The organism is Acinetobacter sp. 802_lipA, assembly GCF_058242885.1.
The window spans coordinates 1,948,154-1,967,325 of sequence record NZ_JBZAYP010000001.1 but is presented as its reverse complement, the minus strand read 5'-3'; the positions used below and the strand labels follow the sequence as shown (position 1 = coordinate 1,967,325).

Annotated in this window: 16 protein-coding genes and 1 pseudogene; 9 read left to right on the top strand and 8 right to left on the bottom strand. The window is 44.4% G+C overall.

The features are described 5' to 3' along the window. Positions 1 to 68: 68 nt before the first annotated feature. Together parE and AC4CU3_RS09615 are read right to left on the bottom strand one after the other, a co-directional pair. A complete protein-coding gene (parE, locus tag AC4CU3_RS09620) occupies positions 69 to 1,949 on the bottom strand; it encodes a DNA topoisomerase IV subunit B (RefSeq protein ID WP_130235480.1) in 1,881 nt (626 codons plus the stop codon). Between the two features lie 14 nt (positions 1,950 to 1,963). After that, the gene (locus tag AC4CU3_RS09615; protein ID WP_335998349.1) at positions 1,964 to 2,539 is read right to left on the bottom strand and encodes a YqiA/YcfP family alpha/beta fold hydrolase; all 576 of its coding nucleotides are present in this window, start codon (positions 2,537 to 2,539) and stop codon (positions 1,964 to 1,966) included. 240 nt (positions 2,540 to 2,779) lie between these two features. Between AC4CU3_RS09615 and AC4CU3_RS09610 the strand changes: the two genes are divergently transcribed. Then, a complete protein-coding gene (locus AC4CU3_RS09610) occupies positions 2,780 to 4,111 on the top strand; it encodes a PGAP1-like alpha/beta domain-containing protein (protein WP_325086803.1) in 1,332 nt (443 codons plus the stop codon). Between the two features lie 56 nt (positions 4,112 to 4,167). Here AC4CU3_RS09610 and AC4CU3_RS09605 read toward each other — a convergent pair whose 3' ends face one another. Both AC4CU3_RS09605 and gshA read right to left on the bottom strand, forming a co-directional pair. Next, positions 4,168 to 4,683, bottom strand: a complete 516-nt coding sequence (locus tag AC4CU3_RS09605; RefSeq protein WP_058870537.1) for a disulfide bond formation protein B — start codon at positions 4,681 to 4,683, stop codon at positions 4,168 to 4,170. Between the two features lie 19 nt (positions 4,684 to 4,702). After that, the gene (gene gshA, locus AC4CU3_RS09600; protein WP_004691780.1) at positions 4,703 to 6,280 is read right to left on the bottom strand and encodes a glutamate--cysteine ligase; all 1,578 of its coding nucleotides are present in this window, start codon (positions 6,278 to 6,280) and stop codon (positions 4,703 to 4,705) included. 225 nt (positions 6,281 to 6,505) lie between these two features. Between gshA and AC4CU3_RS09595 the strand changes: the two are divergent. The 5 genes and pseudogenes from AC4CU3_RS09595 to AC4CU3_RS09575 all read left to right on the top strand — a co-directional run bounded on the left by AC4CU3_RS09595 (position 6,506) and on the right by AC4CU3_RS09575 (position 11,722). Continuing rightward, positions 6,506 to 7,028: pseudogene (locus AC4CU3_RS09595) on the top strand (DUF924 family protein). A 38-nt stretch (positions 7,029 to 7,066) separates the two neighbouring features. Continuing rightward, entirely contained in the window at positions 7,067 to 7,636 is a 570-nt protein-coding gene (locus AC4CU3_RS09590; RefSeq protein WP_125273763.1) for a CC0125/CC1285 family lipoprotein, read from the top strand. Between the two features lie 16 nt (positions 7,637 to 7,652). Beyond that, positions 7,653 to 8,960 (top strand): DUF445 domain-containing protein, encoded by a 1,308-nt coding sequence (locus AC4CU3_RS09585; protein WP_178895738.1) that lies wholly within the window; start codon positions 7,653 to 7,655, stop codon positions 8,958 to 8,960. A gap of 112 nt (positions 8,961 to 9,072) precedes the next feature. After that, positions 9,073 to 10,230 (top strand): methionine aminotransferase, encoded by a 1,158-nt coding sequence (locus AC4CU3_RS09580; protein ID WP_279691146.1) that lies wholly within the window; start codon positions 9,073 to 9,075, stop codon positions 10,228 to 10,230. A gap of 124 nt (positions 10,231 to 10,354) precedes the next feature. After that, positions 10,355 to 11,722, top strand: a complete 1,368-nt coding sequence (locus AC4CU3_RS09575; RefSeq protein ID WP_279691148.1) for an MATE family efflux transporter — start codon at positions 10,355 to 10,357, stop codon at positions 11,720 to 11,722. 99 nt (positions 11,723 to 11,821) lie between these two features. On the opposite strand, the gene AC4CU3_RS09570 is transcribed toward AC4CU3_RS09575, so the two are convergent. Beyond that, entirely contained in the window at positions 11,822 to 12,661 is an 840-nt protein-coding gene (locus AC4CU3_RS09570) for an SDR family NAD(P)-dependent oxidoreductase (protein WP_078388286.1), read from the bottom strand. A 203-nt stretch (positions 12,662 to 12,864) separates the two neighbouring features. On the opposite strand from AC4CU3_RS09570, the gene AC4CU3_RS09565 reads away from it, so the two are divergent. The 3 genes from AC4CU3_RS09565 to phoR all read left to right on the top strand — a co-directional run bounded on the left by AC4CU3_RS09565 (position 12,865) and on the right by phoR (position 15,856). Beyond that, complete coding sequence (locus tag AC4CU3_RS09565; protein WP_063454377.1) at positions 12,865 to 13,563, top strand: TetR/AcrR family transcriptional regulator; 699 nt, start codon at positions 12,865 to 12,867, stop codon at positions 13,561 to 13,563. A 214-nt stretch (positions 13,564 to 13,777) separates the two neighbouring features. Next, positions 13,778 to 14,488: a phosphate regulon transcriptional regulator PhoB gene (gene phoB / locus AC4CU3_RS09560; RefSeq protein ID WP_004691794.1), complete on the top strand. Its 711-nt coding sequence runs from the start codon at positions 13,778 to 13,780 to the stop codon at positions 14,486 to 14,488. Between the two features lie 9 nt (positions 14,489 to 14,497). Then, positions 14,498 to 15,856 (top strand): phosphate regulon sensor histidine kinase PhoR, encoded by a 1,359-nt coding sequence (gene phoR, locus AC4CU3_RS09555; RefSeq protein WP_004691795.1) that lies wholly within the window; start codon positions 14,498 to 14,500, stop codon positions 15,854 to 15,856. A 98-nt stretch (positions 15,857 to 15,954) separates the two neighbouring features. On the opposite strand, the gene asd is transcribed toward phoR, so the two are convergent. The 3 genes from asd to pncB form a co-directional block, all read right to left on the bottom strand. Beyond that, positions 15,955 to 16,806 carry an archaetidylserine decarboxylase gene (gene asd, locus AC4CU3_RS09550; protein WP_062031857.1) on the bottom strand — a complete coding sequence of 284 codons (852 nt, stop codon included), beginning with the start codon at positions 16,804 to 16,806 and terminating at the stop codon, positions 15,955 to 15,957. Beyond that, positions 16,803 to 17,651 carry a sulfurtransferase gene (locus tag AC4CU3_RS09545; protein ID WP_490738166.1) on the bottom strand — a complete coding sequence of 283 codons (849 nt, stop codon included), beginning with the start codon at positions 17,649 to 17,651 and terminating at the stop codon, positions 16,803 to 16,805. The genes asd and AC4CU3_RS09545 overlap by 4 nt, the downstream gene beginning before the upstream one ends. 162 nt (positions 17,652 to 17,813) lie before the next feature. After that, a complete protein-coding gene (gene pncB / locus AC4CU3_RS09540; RefSeq protein ID WP_058951496.1) occupies positions 17,814 to 19,025 on the bottom strand; it encodes a nicotinate phosphoribosyltransferase in 1,212 nt (403 codons plus the stop codon). Positions 19,026 to 19,172 lie beyond the last annotated feature (147 nt).

Below are 19,172 nucleotides of genomic sequence, written 5' to 3'. Positions count from 1 at the left end.
TCTTAAAGCCAATTTAGTTTTTAGTCATCATAATAGATAAGCCCACTTTACGCAGGCTTATCAATATATTAAACCACCAACTCGGCCAAGTTACCTTTCTGCTCTAACCATTCTTTACGGTCACTGGAGCGTTTTTTTGCCAGTAATTTGTCCAATAAACCTGCGGTAAAATGACTGTCATCCAAGTCTAACTGCACCAAACGGCGTGTGTTTGGATCCAGCGTGGTTTCACGCAGTTGGCTTGCGTTCATTTCACCCAAACCTTTAAATCGAGTAATTTGCGGGTTCTTGGTTTTGCATTTTTTTAACATGCTTTCAAGCTCATCATCGTCCAAGGCATAGTGCACATCTTTTGCATCATCAATTCGATACAGCGGTGGCATCGCCACATACAGATGTCCTTCTTCAACCAAGATTGGAAAATGTTTCACAAACAAAGCACACAACAGCGTCGCAATGTGTAGACCATCCGAGTCAGCATCGGCCAAAATACAAATCTTGCCATAACGTAATTCGGATAAATCATCCGACCCCGGATCGACCCCGATCGCAATGGCAATGTTATGCACTTCTTGCGAAGCCAAGACTTCATCAGAAGAGACTTCCCACGTATTTAAGATTTTTCCACGAATAGGCATGATCGCTTGAAAGTTTTTATCACGCGCCTGCTTGGCTGAACCACCCGCAGAATCCCCTTCCACAATGAACAGTTCAGACTCTTCTAAGGTATGTCCAACACAGTCTGACAGTTTGCCGGGTAACGTCGGCCCTGCCACAATTTTCTTACGTTCAACTTTTTTCGCAGCTTTCAGACGACGACCCGCTTTTGAGATCGCCATTTCAGCCAACTGCATGGCAATATCGGAGTTTTGGTTCAACCACAGTGCAAAAGCATCTTTGGCAATGTTTTGAACAATGCCTGACGCTTCACGGCTGGATAAACGCTCTTTGGTTTGGCCTGAAAACTGTGGCTCTTGGAACTTCAACGACAAAATATAGTTCACACCATCCCAAACATCTTCAGCCGACAGCTTCATATTACGTGGCAGCAAATTACGCAGTTCACAAAACTCGCGCATCGCATCGGTCACACCTGAGCGTAGACCATTTACATGGGTTCCGCCCTGTGCCGTTGGAATCAAGTTCACATAACTTTCTTGAACCAATTCGCCGCCATCGACATTCCAACAAATGGCAAATTCAGCACTGGCACGCTCAGCATCTCCTGTTGCCACAAAGGCTGGATGAGGCAGAATCTCACGATCTTCAATTTCATCCATCAAATAATCGACGAGGCCATTTTCAAACTGCCAAACGATTTTTTCGTCATTGATTTGGTCAACGTAATTGATTTGCAAACCTGCCGCCAAAACGGCTTTGGCTTTTAAGTTGTGCTTCAGCGCTTTCAGAGCGAATTTCGGTGAATCAAAATATTTGGCTTCAGGCCAAAAGTGAACGGTGGTTCCTGTGGCACGCTTCGGAGCTTTGCCTTCTAACACCGTCAAGGGCGCAGTCGGTTCACCCTGCTCAAACGCCATTTGGTAGAGGTTGCCTTGACGCTGAACTTCTACTTCGACTCGGCTAGATAAGGCATTTACCACGGAAATGCCTACGCCATGCAAACCACCTGAGAACTGGTAGTTGTCGGTACTGAATTTACCACCAGCATGCAGTTTGGTTAAGATGATCTCGATCCCGCTTTGACCGTATTCAGGGTGAATATCGACAGGCATGCCACGACCATTGTCTTCGACTGAGAGCGAACCATCTTTATAAACGGTGACAGTAATTTTGTTGGCATGACCGGCCAGTGCCTCATCGACTGCATTATCAATAACCTCTTGCGCCAAATGGTTTGGGCGTGTGGTATCGGTATACATGCCGGGACGACGACGTACCGGATCTAAACCAGATAATACTTCAAGCGATTGAGCCGTATATTGAGACACGTTGTACTGTTTCCTTATTTTAAGCAGTCCGATAAAAACTGTAATGCCATCGGTATTTTTTCTGCGAAATCTTCCATCGCATGATTGCCTTGCGTTTCCGAGATCACGAGCGCTGCGCCATTATAATAGCGCTGTGCTTCACGATAATCCAAAACTTCATCGCCTTGTTGCAATAACACTAAAATTTTGTCTGCATCTTGCACAAATGGCAGCTCAATCTGCTCTAAATAGTCCAATTGCGCATCATCGAGCGTCCAATGTTCATTGACTCTATAGGGCAGTTGAGTCGCACCAAATAGATCTCTGAACAAATGCCATGGTTGCATAGCTGGATTGATCAGCACAGCCGGCACTGCCAACTTCGCGACCAGTTGTGTCGCATAAAACCCACCTAAACTACTGCCCACCAGCACCACCTGATCCAACTCCTGAATCAAGGCGGCCAATTTTTCTAAGGCCAAATGTGGCGGCATGTTCAAGTCTGGCAAATGCACATGCCACTGTGGACGAGATTCGCAATAGCGTTTCAGCAATTGACCTTTAATCGATAAAGAACTGCTTTGAAAGCCATGTAAATAAATAATATTCATGCTGTACATTTACTCTTCTACATCATTTTTATTGAACTCAAAAGAGATGGCATCAGCCGACTGTATTATTTTGTATGGATATAAAAATTGTCAGACAAAAAAATAAGGTCATCTGTGTATTCATCGCTATTGTAAAAGTTGTTCGAGATGAATTAGATAAGCTAGAGTGCTAAGAATTTATACCGTGATCGTTGAAAAAAATAAAGTCCCTTTGGACACAGAAACACAAGGGTAGAAAAAATGCCAAGTTTAACGCCTCTGCACGAGACCTATTGTAAATGGGATCGTACTCCTCCCAGCCAAGCCGACCTGCTAGAAGGGATTGCTCAGTTGGTGACAAACCGCTTAGGCGATGTCGTCCACGATTTAATTCAGGCCATTCAGCGTGAAATTTTAATCAGTTTATTTGGGATGAATGAAACCAGTTCCAAGAAGTTTCTGTCGACACGGTCAATTGAAAAAATTTACCAATTTTCCTTCAATACTCTGCAAAACTACGGTAGCTATTTATTGGCGCCAAGTTTGCGTCATATCATTGAAAAATTTCCAAATTTGCATCGCAAACCCTTAACCCCAACCATGCATTATTTAGTTGGGGCGCTGAATGGTGTTTTGGGCGACTATTTACTGAAATATCACAACCCTGTGGCGCTACCGATGGTGTTTTATGATCATTACGGTGCCATCCAGCAAGGCGAGTTGTCTGGTCGCGTGGTGATTATGGTCCATGGTCTATGTATGAACCATTTGTACTGGAGCACCGCCCGTTATGGCGGTATAGGGGAAAAACTGCTGGCGCAACGTGCACAAAATACCATGCTATATCTCAATTACAACACGGGTCGTCGTATTTCAGCCAATGGGCGTAGCTTTGCCAACTCACTACAAGATTTACTCAACCGTAACCCACGGATTAGCTCGATTGATCTGATTGGGCACAGTATGGGCGGACTGGTTTCGCGCAGTGCGCTGTTCTACGGCAAACAAAATATGCAAAGCTGGATTCATGTGGTGGAAAACATGGTCTGTATTGGTTCTCCTCATCATGGTGCGGCTTTAGAACGTTTTGGCTTCCATTTGCAGGACAAATTGGGACGTTTCCCTTTTGTCAAAATTATTGGGCATATCGTCAACATTCGCAGCAACGGTATTTTAGACTTACGTCATGGCAGTGTGCGAGACGATGACTGGGAACATAATGAAGCGCGTATTGGTCATGTTGATGACAATCGTAAGCCAGCCCCTTTACCCTCCCATATCAATACCTTCTTGGTGGCAGGTACCATTGAGTTTGAACATCGCAAATATCGTGCGCTCAATGTGATTGGGGATTATTTGGTCAGTGTGAAAAGTGCATTAGGCGAGCATATGAATCCACGCTTTCAACTGAAAGTCCCCGATTCACATAAAGCCATTTTCTATGGCTTAAACCATTTTGAGCTACACACCCATGCCAGTGTTGCCGAACAAATCGTCAATTGGTTCTATCCAAATCCAACTGAAACGGAATATGGTCAAGTGCATGAATATATGATCGGGTTGGATGACTTAGAGGGCATTGCGCTCACCTAGGCCCCCTCATTCACCTCATAAAAAAGCCAACATCACGTTGGCTTTTTTTATCTTTATTATTTTTTCTTCGCGTGGCTTGGATATTTACGCAACAATTGCCACAGACTAATCAACGCCAGTGCCACAAAAAACACCAAAGACCACACAGGTAAAGACTGACCCAAGAAAGTCCAATCTACCAGTGCACATTCACCTGAACCTGTTAAAACTTGCTCAAACACAGCACGCAGCGGCAACGTGTCTAACCAATAATCCAAGCCTGGGCCACAGCTCGGCACTTGATCAGGTGGTAAGCTCTGTAACCAAACGTGACGTGCTGCCACACCTGCGGACCATAAGATCGAGAGGCTGCCTAAAAATGCATAAAAACGTTTAAAACCATTCGATGCGGGGTTATGCAAAAAAGCAATCAGCGAAATAATCCCCAGTCCAATCAGTCCCACACGTTGGAACACACAGAGTGGGCATGGGTTTAACTGTAGGGGGCCGTGCTCTAAATACAAGGCAAAGGCCATCCCGATGATACTGGCTAAAACCAAAACACCACTCACGAAGCGATAACTCCATTGCATGGTCAATCCTCTTAATTTTTTATCTAAATTGTGCAAGATACTGTTCAAAACTCAGTTGACTGTCTTGCTCTAATTGCTGTTGTTGTTGCAGTGATTGCGTAGCTAAATCGTCAAAATAAGCCCATGTCTCTGCACTCAACTGATGACGCTCATAACTCGATGCATGTTGTGCAGCCATTTGGCTACCAAAGCCCCATGTCCCACCCGCTTCCAAAGTATCTTCGATCATCTGCGCCGACAAAGTATCATCAACTTCAGCGACTCTCTGTTGCATGACTGTCATCGCTTTGCTATAGAGTGTGGTGCCATAGCACTGATCTAACAACACAACCAGTTCTTGCATCGCCTCTAAATGAGACTGACTCCATGCTTCAATCGGGAATGACTGCTCACCCACAGTAATTGCAGCATTCGGTGCACGACCACGATTGACCACTTCCGCTTGGTTTTTCTCGATTTGATCTTGCTCTGCAGGTAATAAATCTGGGCTATCCAGCAGTAAGCAATACAGCGCCAGCACTTCTAAGAAACCTGCGGTATCTTCATTGATCCCAATTGGGCTATACGGATTCACATCCACCGCACGCAGTTCCACATAACCGACACCACGATTGCTCAGCGCTTGTGATGGTGTTTCCCCTGCTTGCGGCACTTGCTTTGGCCGCACCAAACTGTAGTACTCATTTTCAATTTGTAGGACATGATCATTAATTTGAATCGGCTCGCCCTGCGCATCATTGAGGCCTAAGCGACTAAACGGCGCATAAGCCGTTTTGACTGCCTTTTGTAGGCCTTCGAGATAACCGTCGATATTGTTGTAATGAATCCCGAGCTGCTTTTGTGCTGAGTTTTGATAACCAAAACGTCCCATGCGTAAAGCAGTCGCATACGGTAAATACAAGGTCCCGCGTAGCAATGGCAACAGATGATGTTCACGCCCTGTCATAAAACACTGGCAGACCGATGGACTTGCCCCGACCAAAAACATCACCAACGGCGTAAGGCGAATAAAGTTGCGGATCAAACCAAAATAGCGGTGACTACGATAGTCTTGTGCAGATAAGGCTTTTAGTGCCTCATCTGTTTCATGTTGTTGTAATTGTTCAAAAAGCTGATCAGGAAAAGATAAGTTATAGTGTAAACCTGAAATGGTTTGCATACGGCGACCATAACGTACCCCTAAACCATGACGGTACAAGGTCTTGAACTTTCCGATATTTGAGCTGCCATATTGGGCTAAGCGGATTTTATCGTCATTGTCATCCAACATACATGGCATCGACAGCGGCCAGAGCTTTTCACCATGTTCCAGATGACGATGCGCCACGCTATGAATGTCTTTTAAATAGTGCAACGCCTCGGTAATGCTGGGCTGGGGCGGTGTAATAAATTCTAATAAAGCTTCCGAATAATCCGTCGTAATATGCGGATGGGTCAGTGCAGAACCCAAAGCTTGAGGGTGGTCGGCTTGTGATAAAAAACCATCACTTTGCATGCGCAAACTTTCACGCTCAATCCCACGTAACATCCCTTGCAAAAGTGATGAATTGACCCAAGTCGGTAACACAGCTGTAGATTTAGATGCGGGTTGACCCATTACAATCTCACTTTTTGGAAGAAACAATTACAACGACGAATAAAATAAAATCATCAGTTTATATCAGTATAACGTGATTTTAATTCGGCACATTACACCCAGTCCTATTTTCAAGTAAACCATCTGTTCTATTTTTTCGGAAAATATTTATCACAAAGTTACGCTATTAGACATATCAAAAGTGTGATTGTATTGAAGAATAAATGCTAAAGAATTGTAAACTTTATGAATTATCAAGAAATTTTAGATTTTTGGTTCGATCCCAAAAACCAAAGCTGGTGGTTTAGCCAAAATGATGCGTTCGATGCACTCATCGAAGAAAAATTTAAGACAATTCATCAACAAGCGGCGCATGCTGAGCTATGGTCTTGGCGCAGTAGTGCTGAGGGGCGTTTGGCTGAAATTATTGTGCTCGACCAACTGTCGAGAAACCTGTATCGCAACAGTTCTTTGGTCTTTGCTCAGGACGCTTTGGCACAAGAAGCCATCACGCTAAAACTGGATGCAGCACTGCCACCCACGTAGTTTTTTATATATGCCCTTTATGCATAGTGAATCGAAACTTATTCATCAATATGCTTTAAAATTATTCGAAGACTTAGGCAATCCGATTAACCTCGATTTTGAACAGCGTCACAAAGAGATTATCGATCGTTTTGGACGCTATCCACATCGGAACCAAGTCCTTGGCCGCAACTCAAGCCAAGAAGAACTGGATTTTTTGACTCAGCCCAACAGCCATTTTTAACTGTTCGGCTTCTCCCTCTGTGCTAAGGAGTCTATCTCATGAAGAAAATTTTAATCGCCTGTGCACTGGCGACGGGTCTGAGTTTAGTAGGCTGTGCCTCTACCGCCTCAAAGCCCTTAACCTTCGACCAGTTAGGTCGGTTTAGCAATACACCATTAAACACTTCGACTTATCGCATCAGCTTCCAAGCGCGTCCAAATATGAGCTATGGCACGGCTGAAGAAATTACCTTGGTCAAAGCCGCGCAAACTACGGTACAAAATGGTTATCGCTTCTTTAAAGTGCTGAATGATCCGAGCAACCAAAACCAACCACCAAGGCAGGCCGTGGTGTATTCAAACCCAATGCCTTATTACCCATATGGTTATTATTCTCGCCATCCAGCCTTTTGGCCTGATCCGTTCTACGATGTACCACGTGTAGTCGACATTGACCCCGTGCAAGTGTCATACAGCATTCAATGCTTTAAAGACCAAAAATCGGCACCAAGCGATGCCTTTGATGCCACGCTGATTTTAAAATCGCTGGGTGGAAAATACGGTTTGAGTCCAACTGGTGAAGTGCTCCCACCGCCCGAACCCAGCAGTCCAGCGTCGACCAGTAAATAAAGCATAGAGCCTGCCTATGAATGAACCTCAAGCCGTCCCATCGAGTCTGAAACGCAGTAAACGCTTTGCCACCATTGCCTTGATCACGGCAGTGGTGACATGGCTGCTGCTGATGGTCGTGGCCAAGTTTGTCCCCACAGACAAGGTTTGGATCATTCATATTTTAATGTTATCCGCAGAAGCAGGTGTGGTCGGCGGCTTGGCTGACTGGTATGCCATTACTGTGCTGTTCCGTAATCCCTTTGGAAAAATGCCGATTCCAAAGTTTTTACGCGATCACACCGAAATTATTCCTCGTAACAAAGACCGTATTGCAGAGTCTATGGGCCGCTTTGTACAAGAGAATTTTCTTTCTCCACAAGTGGTGGAAAAAAGCCTGCAAAGTACCGACCTGTCTTTGGCGGTTGGCCAATGGCTCGCCAACCCACAAAACAATCTGCAAGTCACCCAAGTCATTCAACAAACGGTGCCTAAAGTCTTTGAGTTTGTGGGCCAAGAACAAATCGGGCGCTTTATTCAAAGTAACAGCGTGCAGTGGGTGCGTAACACTCAGGTCAATCATTTGGCCAGTGAAATGCTTCGTGCAGTGCTAGAAAATGATTTCCATCAAGATGTATTACAACGCGGACTCGACTTGGCGCATGACTGGATGACCCAACATCCTGAACAAAGTCGTGAGTTGACCCGAACCTTGTTCAAAGAACTCGGGGTTTGGAAACTGGCCAAAGGGGCCAGTTGGATTGGCATCGATGTGCAGCAAAGAACCATCGACTCACTCATTCAACGAGTCGAGTCGATGTTGGCCGATCCTGAGCATCCGTGGCGTCAAAAGATTGAAGCGATAGGGCACGCGCTCATGCTCGAACTGGCAGACACAGACAGTAAAGCCAGCCAGCGTTTAAACCAAACCAAAGATGCCCTGCTAGATAGCCCACAAGTGCTGAATTTTATTAGCGGTGCAGTGGTCATTTTATGTGATGCCATTAAGCAAGACTTACAAAAACCAGACTCTGGCATTGCTCACAACATCCGTGTATCCATTCAACAAATTGGGGAGAACATCATCTCCAATCAAGCCGTCAGAGACTTGCTCAATCAACGTCTCAGCGGCATTGCGGTCAATCTCAGTGACCAATACAGTGAAAAAGTCATTCGTTTTATCAGTGAACGTATTCACGAATGGGACTCCAGTGTAATGATTGATAAGATCGAAAATGAAGTCGGTGGCGACTTGCATATGATTCGGGTCAATGGCGTGGTGGTCGGTGCATTTATTGGCTTAGCGCTGGGGATTATTCGCGCGGCGGTTGAACTGCTCTTATAAAGGCAATCCACAAAAATGCATACTTCACCCCTGCCCTACATGCAAAATTTGCATAAGTAAAAGGGGATGAATATGCTATTTTGGGCTGATATTTAGACACTTTTAAGCATTCATGATTCAGTTGCCTTCATCTAAACTGCCTGCACAAGGCGTCACTATTTTCAGCACCATGACTGCCATGGCACAGCGCTTAAATGCCCTAAATCTATCCCAAGGTTTTCCAGACTTCGAAGCCTCCGCTGAACTGCTGGATGCTTTAGCACAGGCCACTCAAAGTGGGTTCAATCAGTATGCTCCCGGTGATGGAGTCTGGTTGTTACGCGAGCAACTGGCACAGCAATTTGCACAACGCGATCAGATTCAGCTCGACCCGATGACCGAAATTACCATCACTCCGGGCGCAACCATTGGCCTTTTTGCTACCATTCAAGCCGTAGTCCATGCGGATGATGAAGTCATCATTTTTGACCCCAGTTATGACAGCTATGCGCCAAGTGTGGCTTTGGTCGGGGGTAAGGCCATTCATATTGCGCTCCAAGCACCGCATTTTTCGGTCGATTGGGAGCAGGTCAAATCAGCCATTACGGCCAAAACCAAACTGATCATTATCAACACACCACATAACCCAAGTGGTGCCATTTGGAGCAAGCAAGATTGGCTCACCCTAATTGAACTGATTCGCGACACCAATATTTTAGTCCTGTCCGATGAAGTCTATGAACATCTGGTATTTGATAGTCAACGTCACTATTCGGCGCTGTCTTTTCCTGAACTGCGTGAACGCAGTGTGGTGGTGGGTTCCTTTGGCAAAACTTTTCATGTGACGGGCTGGAAAACGGGCTACTGCGTTGCTACACCTGCGCTGATGCAACTGTTCCGTCAGGTCTATCAGTTTGCCAACTTCTGCGGAGTCACCCCAGTACAACTGGCTTTAGCCAATTATATGCAGCAACATCCTGAGCATATTCAAAACTTAGCGGGCTTTTATCAAGCAAAACGCGATCGTTTTATTGAGGGTTTAACTGGTTCACGCTTTCAATGGCTGCCTTCGCAAGGCACTTACTTTCAAAATGTCGACTACAGCCGCATTCGTCCCGATTTAAACGATGTTGAATTTTGCCGCTTTCTGGCAGAGCAGCATGGCATTGTTGGCATTCCTGTTTCCGTGTTTTATCAGCAGGCATCAGAGGCTTTGCGCATGATTCGTTTTTGCTTTGCCAAGACCGATCAAACCTTGGCTCAGGCAGCTGAAATTTTGCAAAGCGTTTAAACCTTTTTCAGCTTTACTTTTGCACAAGAACAGGCTTCGCTTACTGAAATACATCGGCTTTTCAGCACCGAACTATGCTAGGGTAAGCCTTAGAAATGTAATAAAAATAACCTCAGGATGACTTATGTCAGCACACACCCCATTGGTGCAACAACAAAAGCTATGGAAAGCCTTTTTTATTTTCCTGATGCCTTTGATTGCCACCAATATTCTGCAAAATCTGTCGGGTACGATTAATACCATCTTTGTCGGACAGATGATGGGTGTGCAGGCGATTGCAGCGGTTGCAGTGTTCTTCCCCATCCTGTTTTGCTTAATGGCCTTCGTAATTGGACTATCCGCGGGATCGACCGTCTTGGTTGGTCAAGCATGGGGCGCACAGAATATTGAAAAAGTCCGTGCGGTGGTCGGCTCCACTATTTTTATGACTCTCATTGGTGGCAGCTTTATTGCATTTTTAGGGGTAGTTTTTGCGCGACCAATTTTATCGGCTTTGGGTATCGATGAAGACGTCATGCATCTCTCGTTACCTTATGTGCAATGGATGTTGGCAGGTAGCCCTTTACTGTTTGTATATATTATTTATACCTCAATTTTACGCGGTGTCGGAGACAGCACAACACCTCTGATTGCTTCTGGCATGACCATCTTGATTGGGCTTTGTGTCACGCCAGTTCTGATTGCGGGTTATTTTGGCTTTCCCAAACTCGGGATTGTTGCCCCTGCCATTGCGACCATTTTAGGCTTTGTTTCCGTGCTGACCTTTTTATATTTCTATTTGAACTATAAACAGCACCCACTCAGGCTCGATGCACAACTGCTACGTCATATTCGCTTTGAACGCCAGCTAAGTAAAATCATTCTCCGCTTAGGGGTTCCAACAGGCATTCAAATGATCACCACCTCCGTCGCGGGTCTTGTGATTGTGGGCCTAGTCAACCGCCATGGGGCCGATGCAACAGCTGCTTATGGCGCGGTCAATCAGGTTCTGAATTATATTCAATTCCCTGCTCTATCGATTGCCATTGCTGCATCGATTTTTGGTGCACAGGCCATTGGCGCAGGCAAGTCCGAGTTGTTGGCCAAAGTCACGCGTACCGCGCTCGGCATGAACATTATCATTACGGGCTCTTTGGTGGTTTTAGCCTACCTCTTCTCCAAATACCTCATGGCACTTTTTATCACGGACCATGCGGTAGTTGAGCTAGGGCAACAGCTGTTGTTTATTGTGCTGTGGTCCATTTTATTCTTTGGTGCCAGTGCTATTTTTGCCTCTATTATGCGGGCCAGCGGTACAGTCACCATGCCTATGGTGATCAATATCGTTGCGATTATTGCGATTGAAGTGCCCTGTGCCTACTTATTTAGTGAATGGTGGGGACTGGAAGGGATTTGGTATGCTTATGCACTGGCCTTTGTCAGCTTATGCATCATGCAAGGGCTTTATTATCAATTTGTTTGGAAGAAAAAGACCATTGAAACGCTCATTTAAAGCTAAACGGATATTTGATAGAACACGTTTTTGATCATGACACTCTTTAAAATTAAGCATAAAAGAACCCGCCAAGGCGGGTTTTTTTACATCACAACATTAAGACTTTCTTTGGCTTAATTTGGTCGCAAAAGCAGTCACTTTTTGGTAGCCCGTCGGTAAGATACGTTGAATCAAATCTAAGGTTTTCGCATCGTTGCCAATCAATAAACGACGCTTGTCTTTTTGTACCGCCTCTAAAATTTGACGCGCTGCTTCTTCGGGTGGACAGCGTAATAATTTATTAAAGGTCTGCGCAGATTTCTCAGGGTTCATCCCGATGCTACGCAAGCTGTCATTCACTTTGGCAGCATTGGCAATATTGGTTCGAATCCCACCCGGATGCACGCACAACGCGCTCACGCCAGAGTTTTCCATATCTAACTCTTGGCGTAATGACTCCGTAAAGCCACGCACCGCAAACTTAGTGGCATTGTAAGCAGACTGAGTCGGTTGAGCGGTTAGGCCAAATAAGCTGGAAATATTGATGATATGTCCATCGCCTGTTTTCTTAATATAAGGCAAAAACTCTTTGGTGCCATAGACCACGCCCCAGAAATTAATTCCCACGATCCATTCCAACTCTTCATAGGATGCACCTTCTACGGTTGAACCCAAAGCAACACCAGCATTATTAAAAATCATATTCACAGAACCATGATTTTGTACAGTTTCTTCAGCCCACGCTTGCATCGCTAAACGGTCCGAAACATCTAATTTTTTCGTGGTGACACGTACATTGCTGCTTTGTAGCAGTTCAACCGTTTTCGCCAACCCTTGCTCATTGACATCACTCAATGAAACATGACAGCCCGCCTTGGCCAATAAAAGTGCCAATTGTTGGCCAATACCCGACCCAGCGCCTGTAATGGCTGCAACTTTATTTTTAAAATTCTTCATGAGATTGTGGTTGCCCTTTATCTTTGTACATCGACTGTAGATGCTTTTTTTATAATTGACAATATCAATTGTCATAAATTTAATAGCCAAAAGTGTCAAGTCCATGAAAACCAGATAGAGATTAAAGCCTACGCATAGGTAGAGTCATGGTTTATTGCTAAACTATACAAAACCTTGGCTTTAAAATAGGGCGATAAAATCTGATGACGGCATCTGAACCAGTACAACAAAACAGCGATAACAATAAAACCAAAGAAAGACAATTCAAAGGCTTATCGCTTTCTGAACGTAAACAGCTGCGTCGTGAAAAACTGATTGAAGCAGGAATTGAAGCCTACGGCACTCACGGCTTTTTTGCCGTGACGGTGAAAGATATTTGTAATGAAGCTAAACTTACTGAACGTTATTTTTATGAGTCGTTTAAAAAAAGTGAGCAACTATTTCAAACCATTTTTTTAAAGCTGATCGATGAGTTACAGCACAATGTCATGCAAGCCATTATGCAAGCCTCTTCAGATCCACACAAAATGATTGATGCTGGACTGCGTGCCCTGCTCACCACCTTAAAAGATAATCCCCGCATGGCGCGTATTATTTATATCGATGCAATGTTGGTCCAAGAATTACATAACCAAGCCACCATTCATGAAACCATGACCCGTTTTGACCGCATGATTCAAGCCTTTGTGATGTTGATGATGCCGCAAATTAACCGGTCCGAACGAGAAATTTCGCTGGTTGCCACAGGCCTCAATGGCTATGTCACACAAATTGCGATCCGTTGGGTGGTCAGTGGGTTTAAACAATCCTTTGAAGAGGTTTTATCCTCGAGCCGTATTGTGTTTATTTCACTTCTAGAAACCTTTTCAGATCCCAATACACGGGCAAAATTGGATGTCTAAGACTTTTCACTTGGATGCAATCGGCATTTCCGAATGCAATTTAGATTAAACTTCCATTAATTTTGAATCCCAATATGACGATTTTTTGTCACATTTTTTTGCAAATTTCATCAATCGTCTGTTTTTTGCAATGATACTGTCATAATTAATCTTTGTAATAAGCCTGTCATAAAATTAAAACGGCCTGCCGTTACCTACAATAGGATATTGCGTTGTGAAAGATGACTACATTTTAATCGTCGATGATGAACTTCCCATTCGAGAAATGATTCACACCTCGTTGGATATGGCAGGCTTTCAATGCTTACAAGCAGAAGATGCAAAACAAGCCCACCAAATGATTGTGGATCAGCGCCCTGCTTTGATCTTGCTCGACTGGATGATGCCTGGTGGCGTCAGTGGTGTAGACTTATGTCGTCGTCTCAAGCGCGATGAAAATCTCTCTGAAATTCCAGTGATTATGCTCACGGCACGTGGTGAAGAAGACCATAAAGTGCAAGGTCTGGATGCTGGTGCAGATGACTACATGACTAAACCGTTTTCGACCCGTGAATTGGTTTCACGCATTAAAGCTGTTTTACGCCGCGCTAATGCGCTCAGCGGTGAAAAATCGATTGATGCCAATGGTTTAATCTTAGACCCTGTCAGCCAACGGGTCAGCTTTGGCAATAATTTCCTCGATATGGGGCCAACCGAGTATCGTTTATTGGCCTTCTTCATGACCCATCCTGAGCGTGCCTACACCCGTGCACAACTTCTTGACCAAGTCTGGGGCGGAAACGTGTATATTGAAGACCGTACCATCGACGTGCATATTCGCCGTTTACGTAAAGTGCTTGAGCCTTATGCTGCAGATCGTTTTGTGCAAACAGTTCGGGGTACAGGCTATCGATTCTCTACACGTGCGGATATCGCCCTAGGTTAATTTTGTTTTATGTATGAACCCTACCCGGTCCCTGAACTTGCGCGCGAGCATAAAAAAACGCGATACAGCAGTTTATGGGGCTTTGCCAAACAGGACTTACGTCTCCTTGCCTTTTTCTTGCTGATTGCAAGCTTGATTGGTTTTGGCGTTGGTTATTTTTGGACGTGTATCTCCTTTGCCTTTGCCGTTTTTTTCATTCTGCAAATGCGCTCTTTGTATTTGGTCAATGACTGGATTTCCAATCGTCCCTACGAAGTTCCACCCAACCTTGGGGGCATTTGGGGGGCATTATTGTTCAATGTTTATCGTGCACAGCGCCAAGAACGGATTGTACAAGCGGAAATGGTCGGGTTGATTGATCGGGCACAGTCATCATTGGTCGCTTTGCAAGAAGCCGTGGTGCTGATTGATGACATGCAACAAATTGAATGGTGGAACCCTGCCGCAGAACGGTTATTAGGCATCGAACAAAATGACCGTGGCCGTAATATTTTGACTTTATTACGCCAACCGAGTTTTGTGGATTATTACAATAATATTGATGCGGCACCAGATGGCTTAAAAATGAAGTCATCCAGTTTTGATGAACATTATGTTCAAGTCAAAATGACCCGTTTTGGTGGTGAAAGTCGCTTACTGGTCGCCTATGACGTGACCCGCATGCACAATCTCGAACAAATGCGTAAAGACTTTGTCGATAACATTTCACATGAACTACGTACACCACTCACAGTACTCAGTGGTTATATTGAGACTTTTACAGACCAAGAAGACCTCAACCCACGTTGGAAGCGGGCCTTTGATCAAATGCAGGCACAGGCTAAACGCATGAATGCCTTGGTGAATGATTTGCTCTTACTGTCACGCCTAGAAAATGACAAGCAAATTGCTAAAAATCAAATCATTGATATGCCTAGCTTAATGAACCAACTTTATGACGATGCGCATGCCTATAATATTGATTATGGGCATACGCTCAATCTCGATATCGACAGTCACTGCGACTTAATCGGTTCAGATATGGAGTTAGCCAGTGCTTTTAGTAATCTGATTACCAATGCCATCAAATACACACCGAAAGGCGGAACGGTGACCATGGGTTGGCATGACAATGGTGAACAGGCTTATTTTACTGTGGAAGATACTGGCATAGGCATTGATCCTAAACACTTGCCTCGTTTAACCGAACGCTTCTACCGTGTTGACAGCGCGCGCAGTCGACAAACGGGTGGCACAGGCTTAGGGTTAGCAATTGTGAAACATGTGTTAATGCAACACCAAGCTCATTTAGAAATTGAATCCAAAGAAAATCAAGGCTCTATTTTTAAAGTGATTTTCCCCAAAGAACGCACCTATAATCCTGAATAAGCCTCTTTCTTCAAAAGCATGAAAAAAGCACCGATATCGGTGCTTTTTTTGTCTCTCACCGTCCGTTTAACAAGGACGGTGGCCTAGAGCTGACACGATTAAACTGTATGTCCCATCGCTTCACCCATCACCACAGTCGAGTTGGCTTTAAAGGCTGCATCCCACGTCATTTTGTCTTTTTCAAACAGTACCACAGCGGTTGAGCCTAGGTAGAAACGACCGAGTTCAGCGCCTTTGTCCAAGAACAGGTTATGCTGATTTAATTCTAAACGGCCAGTCGGTTTCACTTTTCCTGTTGCAACCGTTTCAATCCCCGCCACAATCATGGCGCCAACGAGGACCACGGCCATACGGCCGATTTCTGTATCAAATAAACAAACCATACGTTCATTGCGGGCAAACAGGCCTGGAATGTTTTCAGCAGTGGTTTGATTGACCGAGAACAATTCACCCGGCACATATAAGGTTTCCGTCAATGTGCCTGCAAATGGCATATGCACACGGTGATAATCTTTAGGCGATAAATACACCGTTGCAAACTGACCATTTTTAAACGGTTCAGCCAACTGTGGATCTGCAATTAAATTATCAACGGTGAATTTTTGTCCTTTGGCTTGGAAAATATCACCTTCCACAATGGGACCTAACTGTGAAATCGCACCGTCCGCAGGCGATACAATACTGGTTGCATCCGTATCAATATCACGTACACCCTCTTTTAATGCACGGGTAAAGAACTCATTAAAGGACTTGAATTTCAGTGCATTACTCTGCTCAGCAATCGACATATCAATGCCGTACTGCGCTTTAAATGCAGTGATGACCGCATTTTTCACAATCGGATTTTCGCTGGCTGCGACTCTGCCCACGACACGTGATAACTGATGTTGGGGTACAACACGTTGAGCTTGAATGAAAATTTGTTTTTTTAAGCGTGATGTGAGGCTCAAGACGGCATCTCTCCGGTAATGATAGGACTGTCGAGGCGGTTGCCCCATTCACTCCACGCACCGTCATACGCCTGAATATTCCAACCCAATAAACGACCTAAAATATAAGCCAGTCCTGAACGGTGATGTGACTGACAATACACCACCACAGGTTCATTTAAGTTAAAACCCAATTGCTCTAAGCGTTGCTGCGTGCGTTCTAAAGGGTGCAATCTTAAATGATTTTCACGGTTAAGGGCAGTACTCCATTCAAAATGTAGTGCATTTGGAATGTGACCGCCGCGTCGCGCTGCAAGACGCAGGCCCGTATATTCATCTTCTGTTCGGCAGTCCCAAAGTTGGACTTGGCTGCTTTGAACTTTCTCTAATAACTCAGCATATTCAATTCGATACTGCTGTATTTTGGCTTGATCGACCTGCACCAAAGTATTGACAGGTTCAAACTGTTCCACTTCGGAAGTGGTTGGAAGTCCTGCTGCAAGCCATGCATGAATTCCACCATTCAGCAGGCTGGTATTTTCAAAACCTAAGCAGTGTAAATTCCAAATCAAGCGCCCTGCCCAAGCACCACCTTCATCATCGTAAACCACCACATGATGCTCAGGTGAAATATTCAAATAACGAATCAGCTCTTGTAAACCTTCCACATCAGGAAGTAGACCGGTGGCTTGTTCATCTTGGCGCACCAAAAATTTTGGCTTTAAATGTAAAGCATGTGGAATATGCAATTGGTCATAGACTGAAGCTCGACTTAAATCGACGATGCGTAATTTGTCATTCCCTAAATGCGGAACCAACTGCTCTGCGTCTATCAACAAGCCAAAATCAAAGGCAGAATGTGTCATATTATTTCGTATATTTTCAGATCATGCTTTGATCTTAGCACAACTCATTTTTACAATTATTCTGATTTTTTGCATTCTTTTAGCAGAATTAGAGATATCACTATTCACCAGTTTTTTAATGCGCAATGCCAGAACGGATTCTGGCATGGTATATATTCTGGATTAATTGACTTCTGCTTCAGCAATCTCAAAAACCTGACGTAAATACGCCAAAAAGGTGTCGTTATCCGTCATAGTTTTACCCGGACTGTCCGAGATTTTCGCAACCGACTGACCATTACACTCGACTAGCTTGAGCACAATATTTAAAGGGGTTTGTCCCATATCATTGGTCAAATTGGTGCCAATCCCGAAGCTGACTTGGAAACGGTCTTTGAAATAATTGTGCAGATCCCACGCTTTCTCTAAATTCAGTCCATCACTAAAGGTCAGCATTTTGGTTTTACTGTCAATTTTCAACTTTTTATAGTGGGCATAGGCCTTATCGCCCCATTCATACGGGTCACCACTGTCATGGCGCAAGCCATCGAACAATTTGGCAAAGTACAAGTCAAAATCACGCAGGAATGCGTCCATCCCCACCACATCCGTCAAAGCAATACCTAAATCACCACGGTACTCTTGTACCCAGGTTTCCAGTGCTGATTTTTGGAAATTACGTAAACGTACATCCAACGCTTGGAATGCTTGTAGGAATTCATGTGCCATGGTGCCAATCGGGGTTAGGCCCAATTGCTTCGCAATTAAGACATTACTGGTGCCACGGAAAATATGCGGTGCAGCTTGATTAAACACTTCAATCACATGTTTTTGCCACGCCAAACTATAACGTCGCCGCGTGCCAAAATCAGAGACTAAAAATGGAGGATCATTTGGCGTTTGCGATGTTTCATAGTGTTTTAATAAAGCCACTTTGGCCTGTAAGCGACGTTCGCCCTCAGCCATGACCTCATCCGTTCGAATACGGCGGAAATACAGCTCATTGACGATAGCAAGCACAAAGATTTCAAACATCATGGCTTGAACCATCGGCCCTTCAATTCGAATGTCTAAACGGCCTTGATGATCAATACTGGCCACAATAAAGCGGCGTTTGAGCTGAAATAACTCTAAATAATCGACAAAATCACTTTTGATAAAGCGCAAACCGCGCAGGTATTGCAGTTCATCGTCTTGAAAACGTAATTGGCAGAGCAAATCTAATTGGTGGTTTAAATCATCGAGAATATCGACCAAAGGATAGACCGTGTCATCCAAATTGCGACAACGGAACTGGTACACACTATGCGCTTGGGGAAACTTATGCAGAACCACCTGTAGCATCGTAAATTTGTACAGATCAGTATCTAATAAGGATTGGATGATGGCAGACATATCATTTTCGGTTTTTAGCAACTTATTGCATTAAAGCACATTTTTTTAAACTGCATAGCCATGTTTTGGTAATTCGGTCTTGCTATTCGACCAATTACTCGATAGATCCTTGTTTCTCTTGATTCAGAATCCAAGTGTTGATGTCTT

Excerpts from the sequence above, each read along its gene's own strand:
- AC4CU3_RS09605 (WP_058870537.1), bottom strand. The coding sequence starts at position 4,683 with ATGCAATGGAGTTATCGCTTCGTGAGTGGTGTTTTGGTTTTAGCCAGT.
- AC4CU3_RS09545 (WP_490738166.1), bottom strand. The coding sequence starts at position 17,651 with ATGACACATTCTGCCTTTGATTTTGGCTTGTTGATAGACGCAGAGCAG.
- AC4CU3_RS09575 (WP_279691148.1), top strand. The coding sequence starts at position 10,355 with ATGTCAGCACACACCCCATTGGTGCAACAACAAAAGCTATGGAAAGCC.
- AC4CU3_RS09610 (WP_325086803.1), top strand. The coding sequence starts at position 2,780 with ATGCCAAGTTTAACGCCTCTGCACGAGACCTATTGTAAATGGGATCGT.
- AC4CU3_RS09565 (WP_063454377.1), top strand. The coding sequence starts at position 12,865 with ATGACGGCATCTGAACCAGTACAACAAAACAGCGATAACAATAAAACC.
- AC4CU3_RS09580 (WP_279691146.1), top strand. The coding sequence starts at position 9,073 with ATGATTCAGTTGCCTTCATCTAAACTGCCTGCACAAGGCGTCACTATT.
- phoR (WP_004691795.1), top strand. The coding sequence starts at position 14,498 with ATGTATGAACCCTACCCGGTCCCTGAACTTGCGCGCGAGCATAAAAAA.
- AC4CU3_RS09615 (WP_335998349.1), bottom strand. The coding sequence starts at position 2,539 with ATGAATATTATTTATTTACATGGCTTTCAAAGCAGTTCTTTATCGATT.
- gshA (WP_004691780.1), bottom strand. The coding sequence starts at position 6,280 with ATGGGTCAACCCGCATCTAAATCTACAGCTGTGTTACCGACTTGGGTC.
- AC4CU3_RS09585 (WP_178895738.1), top strand. The coding sequence starts at position 7,653 with ATGAATGAACCTCAAGCCGTCCCATCGAGTCTGAAACGCAGTAAACGC.
- pncB (WP_058951496.1), bottom strand. The coding sequence starts at position 19,025 with ATGTCTGCCATCATCCAATCCTTATTAGATACTGATCTGTACAAATTT.
- AC4CU3_RS09590 (WP_125273763.1), top strand. The coding sequence starts at position 7,067 with ATGAAGAAAATTTTAATCGCCTGTGCACTGGCGACGGGTCTGAGTTTA.
- AC4CU3_RS09570 (WP_078388286.1), bottom strand. The coding sequence starts at position 12,661 with ATGAAGAATTTTAAAAATAAAGTTGCAGCCATTACAGGCGCTGGGTCG.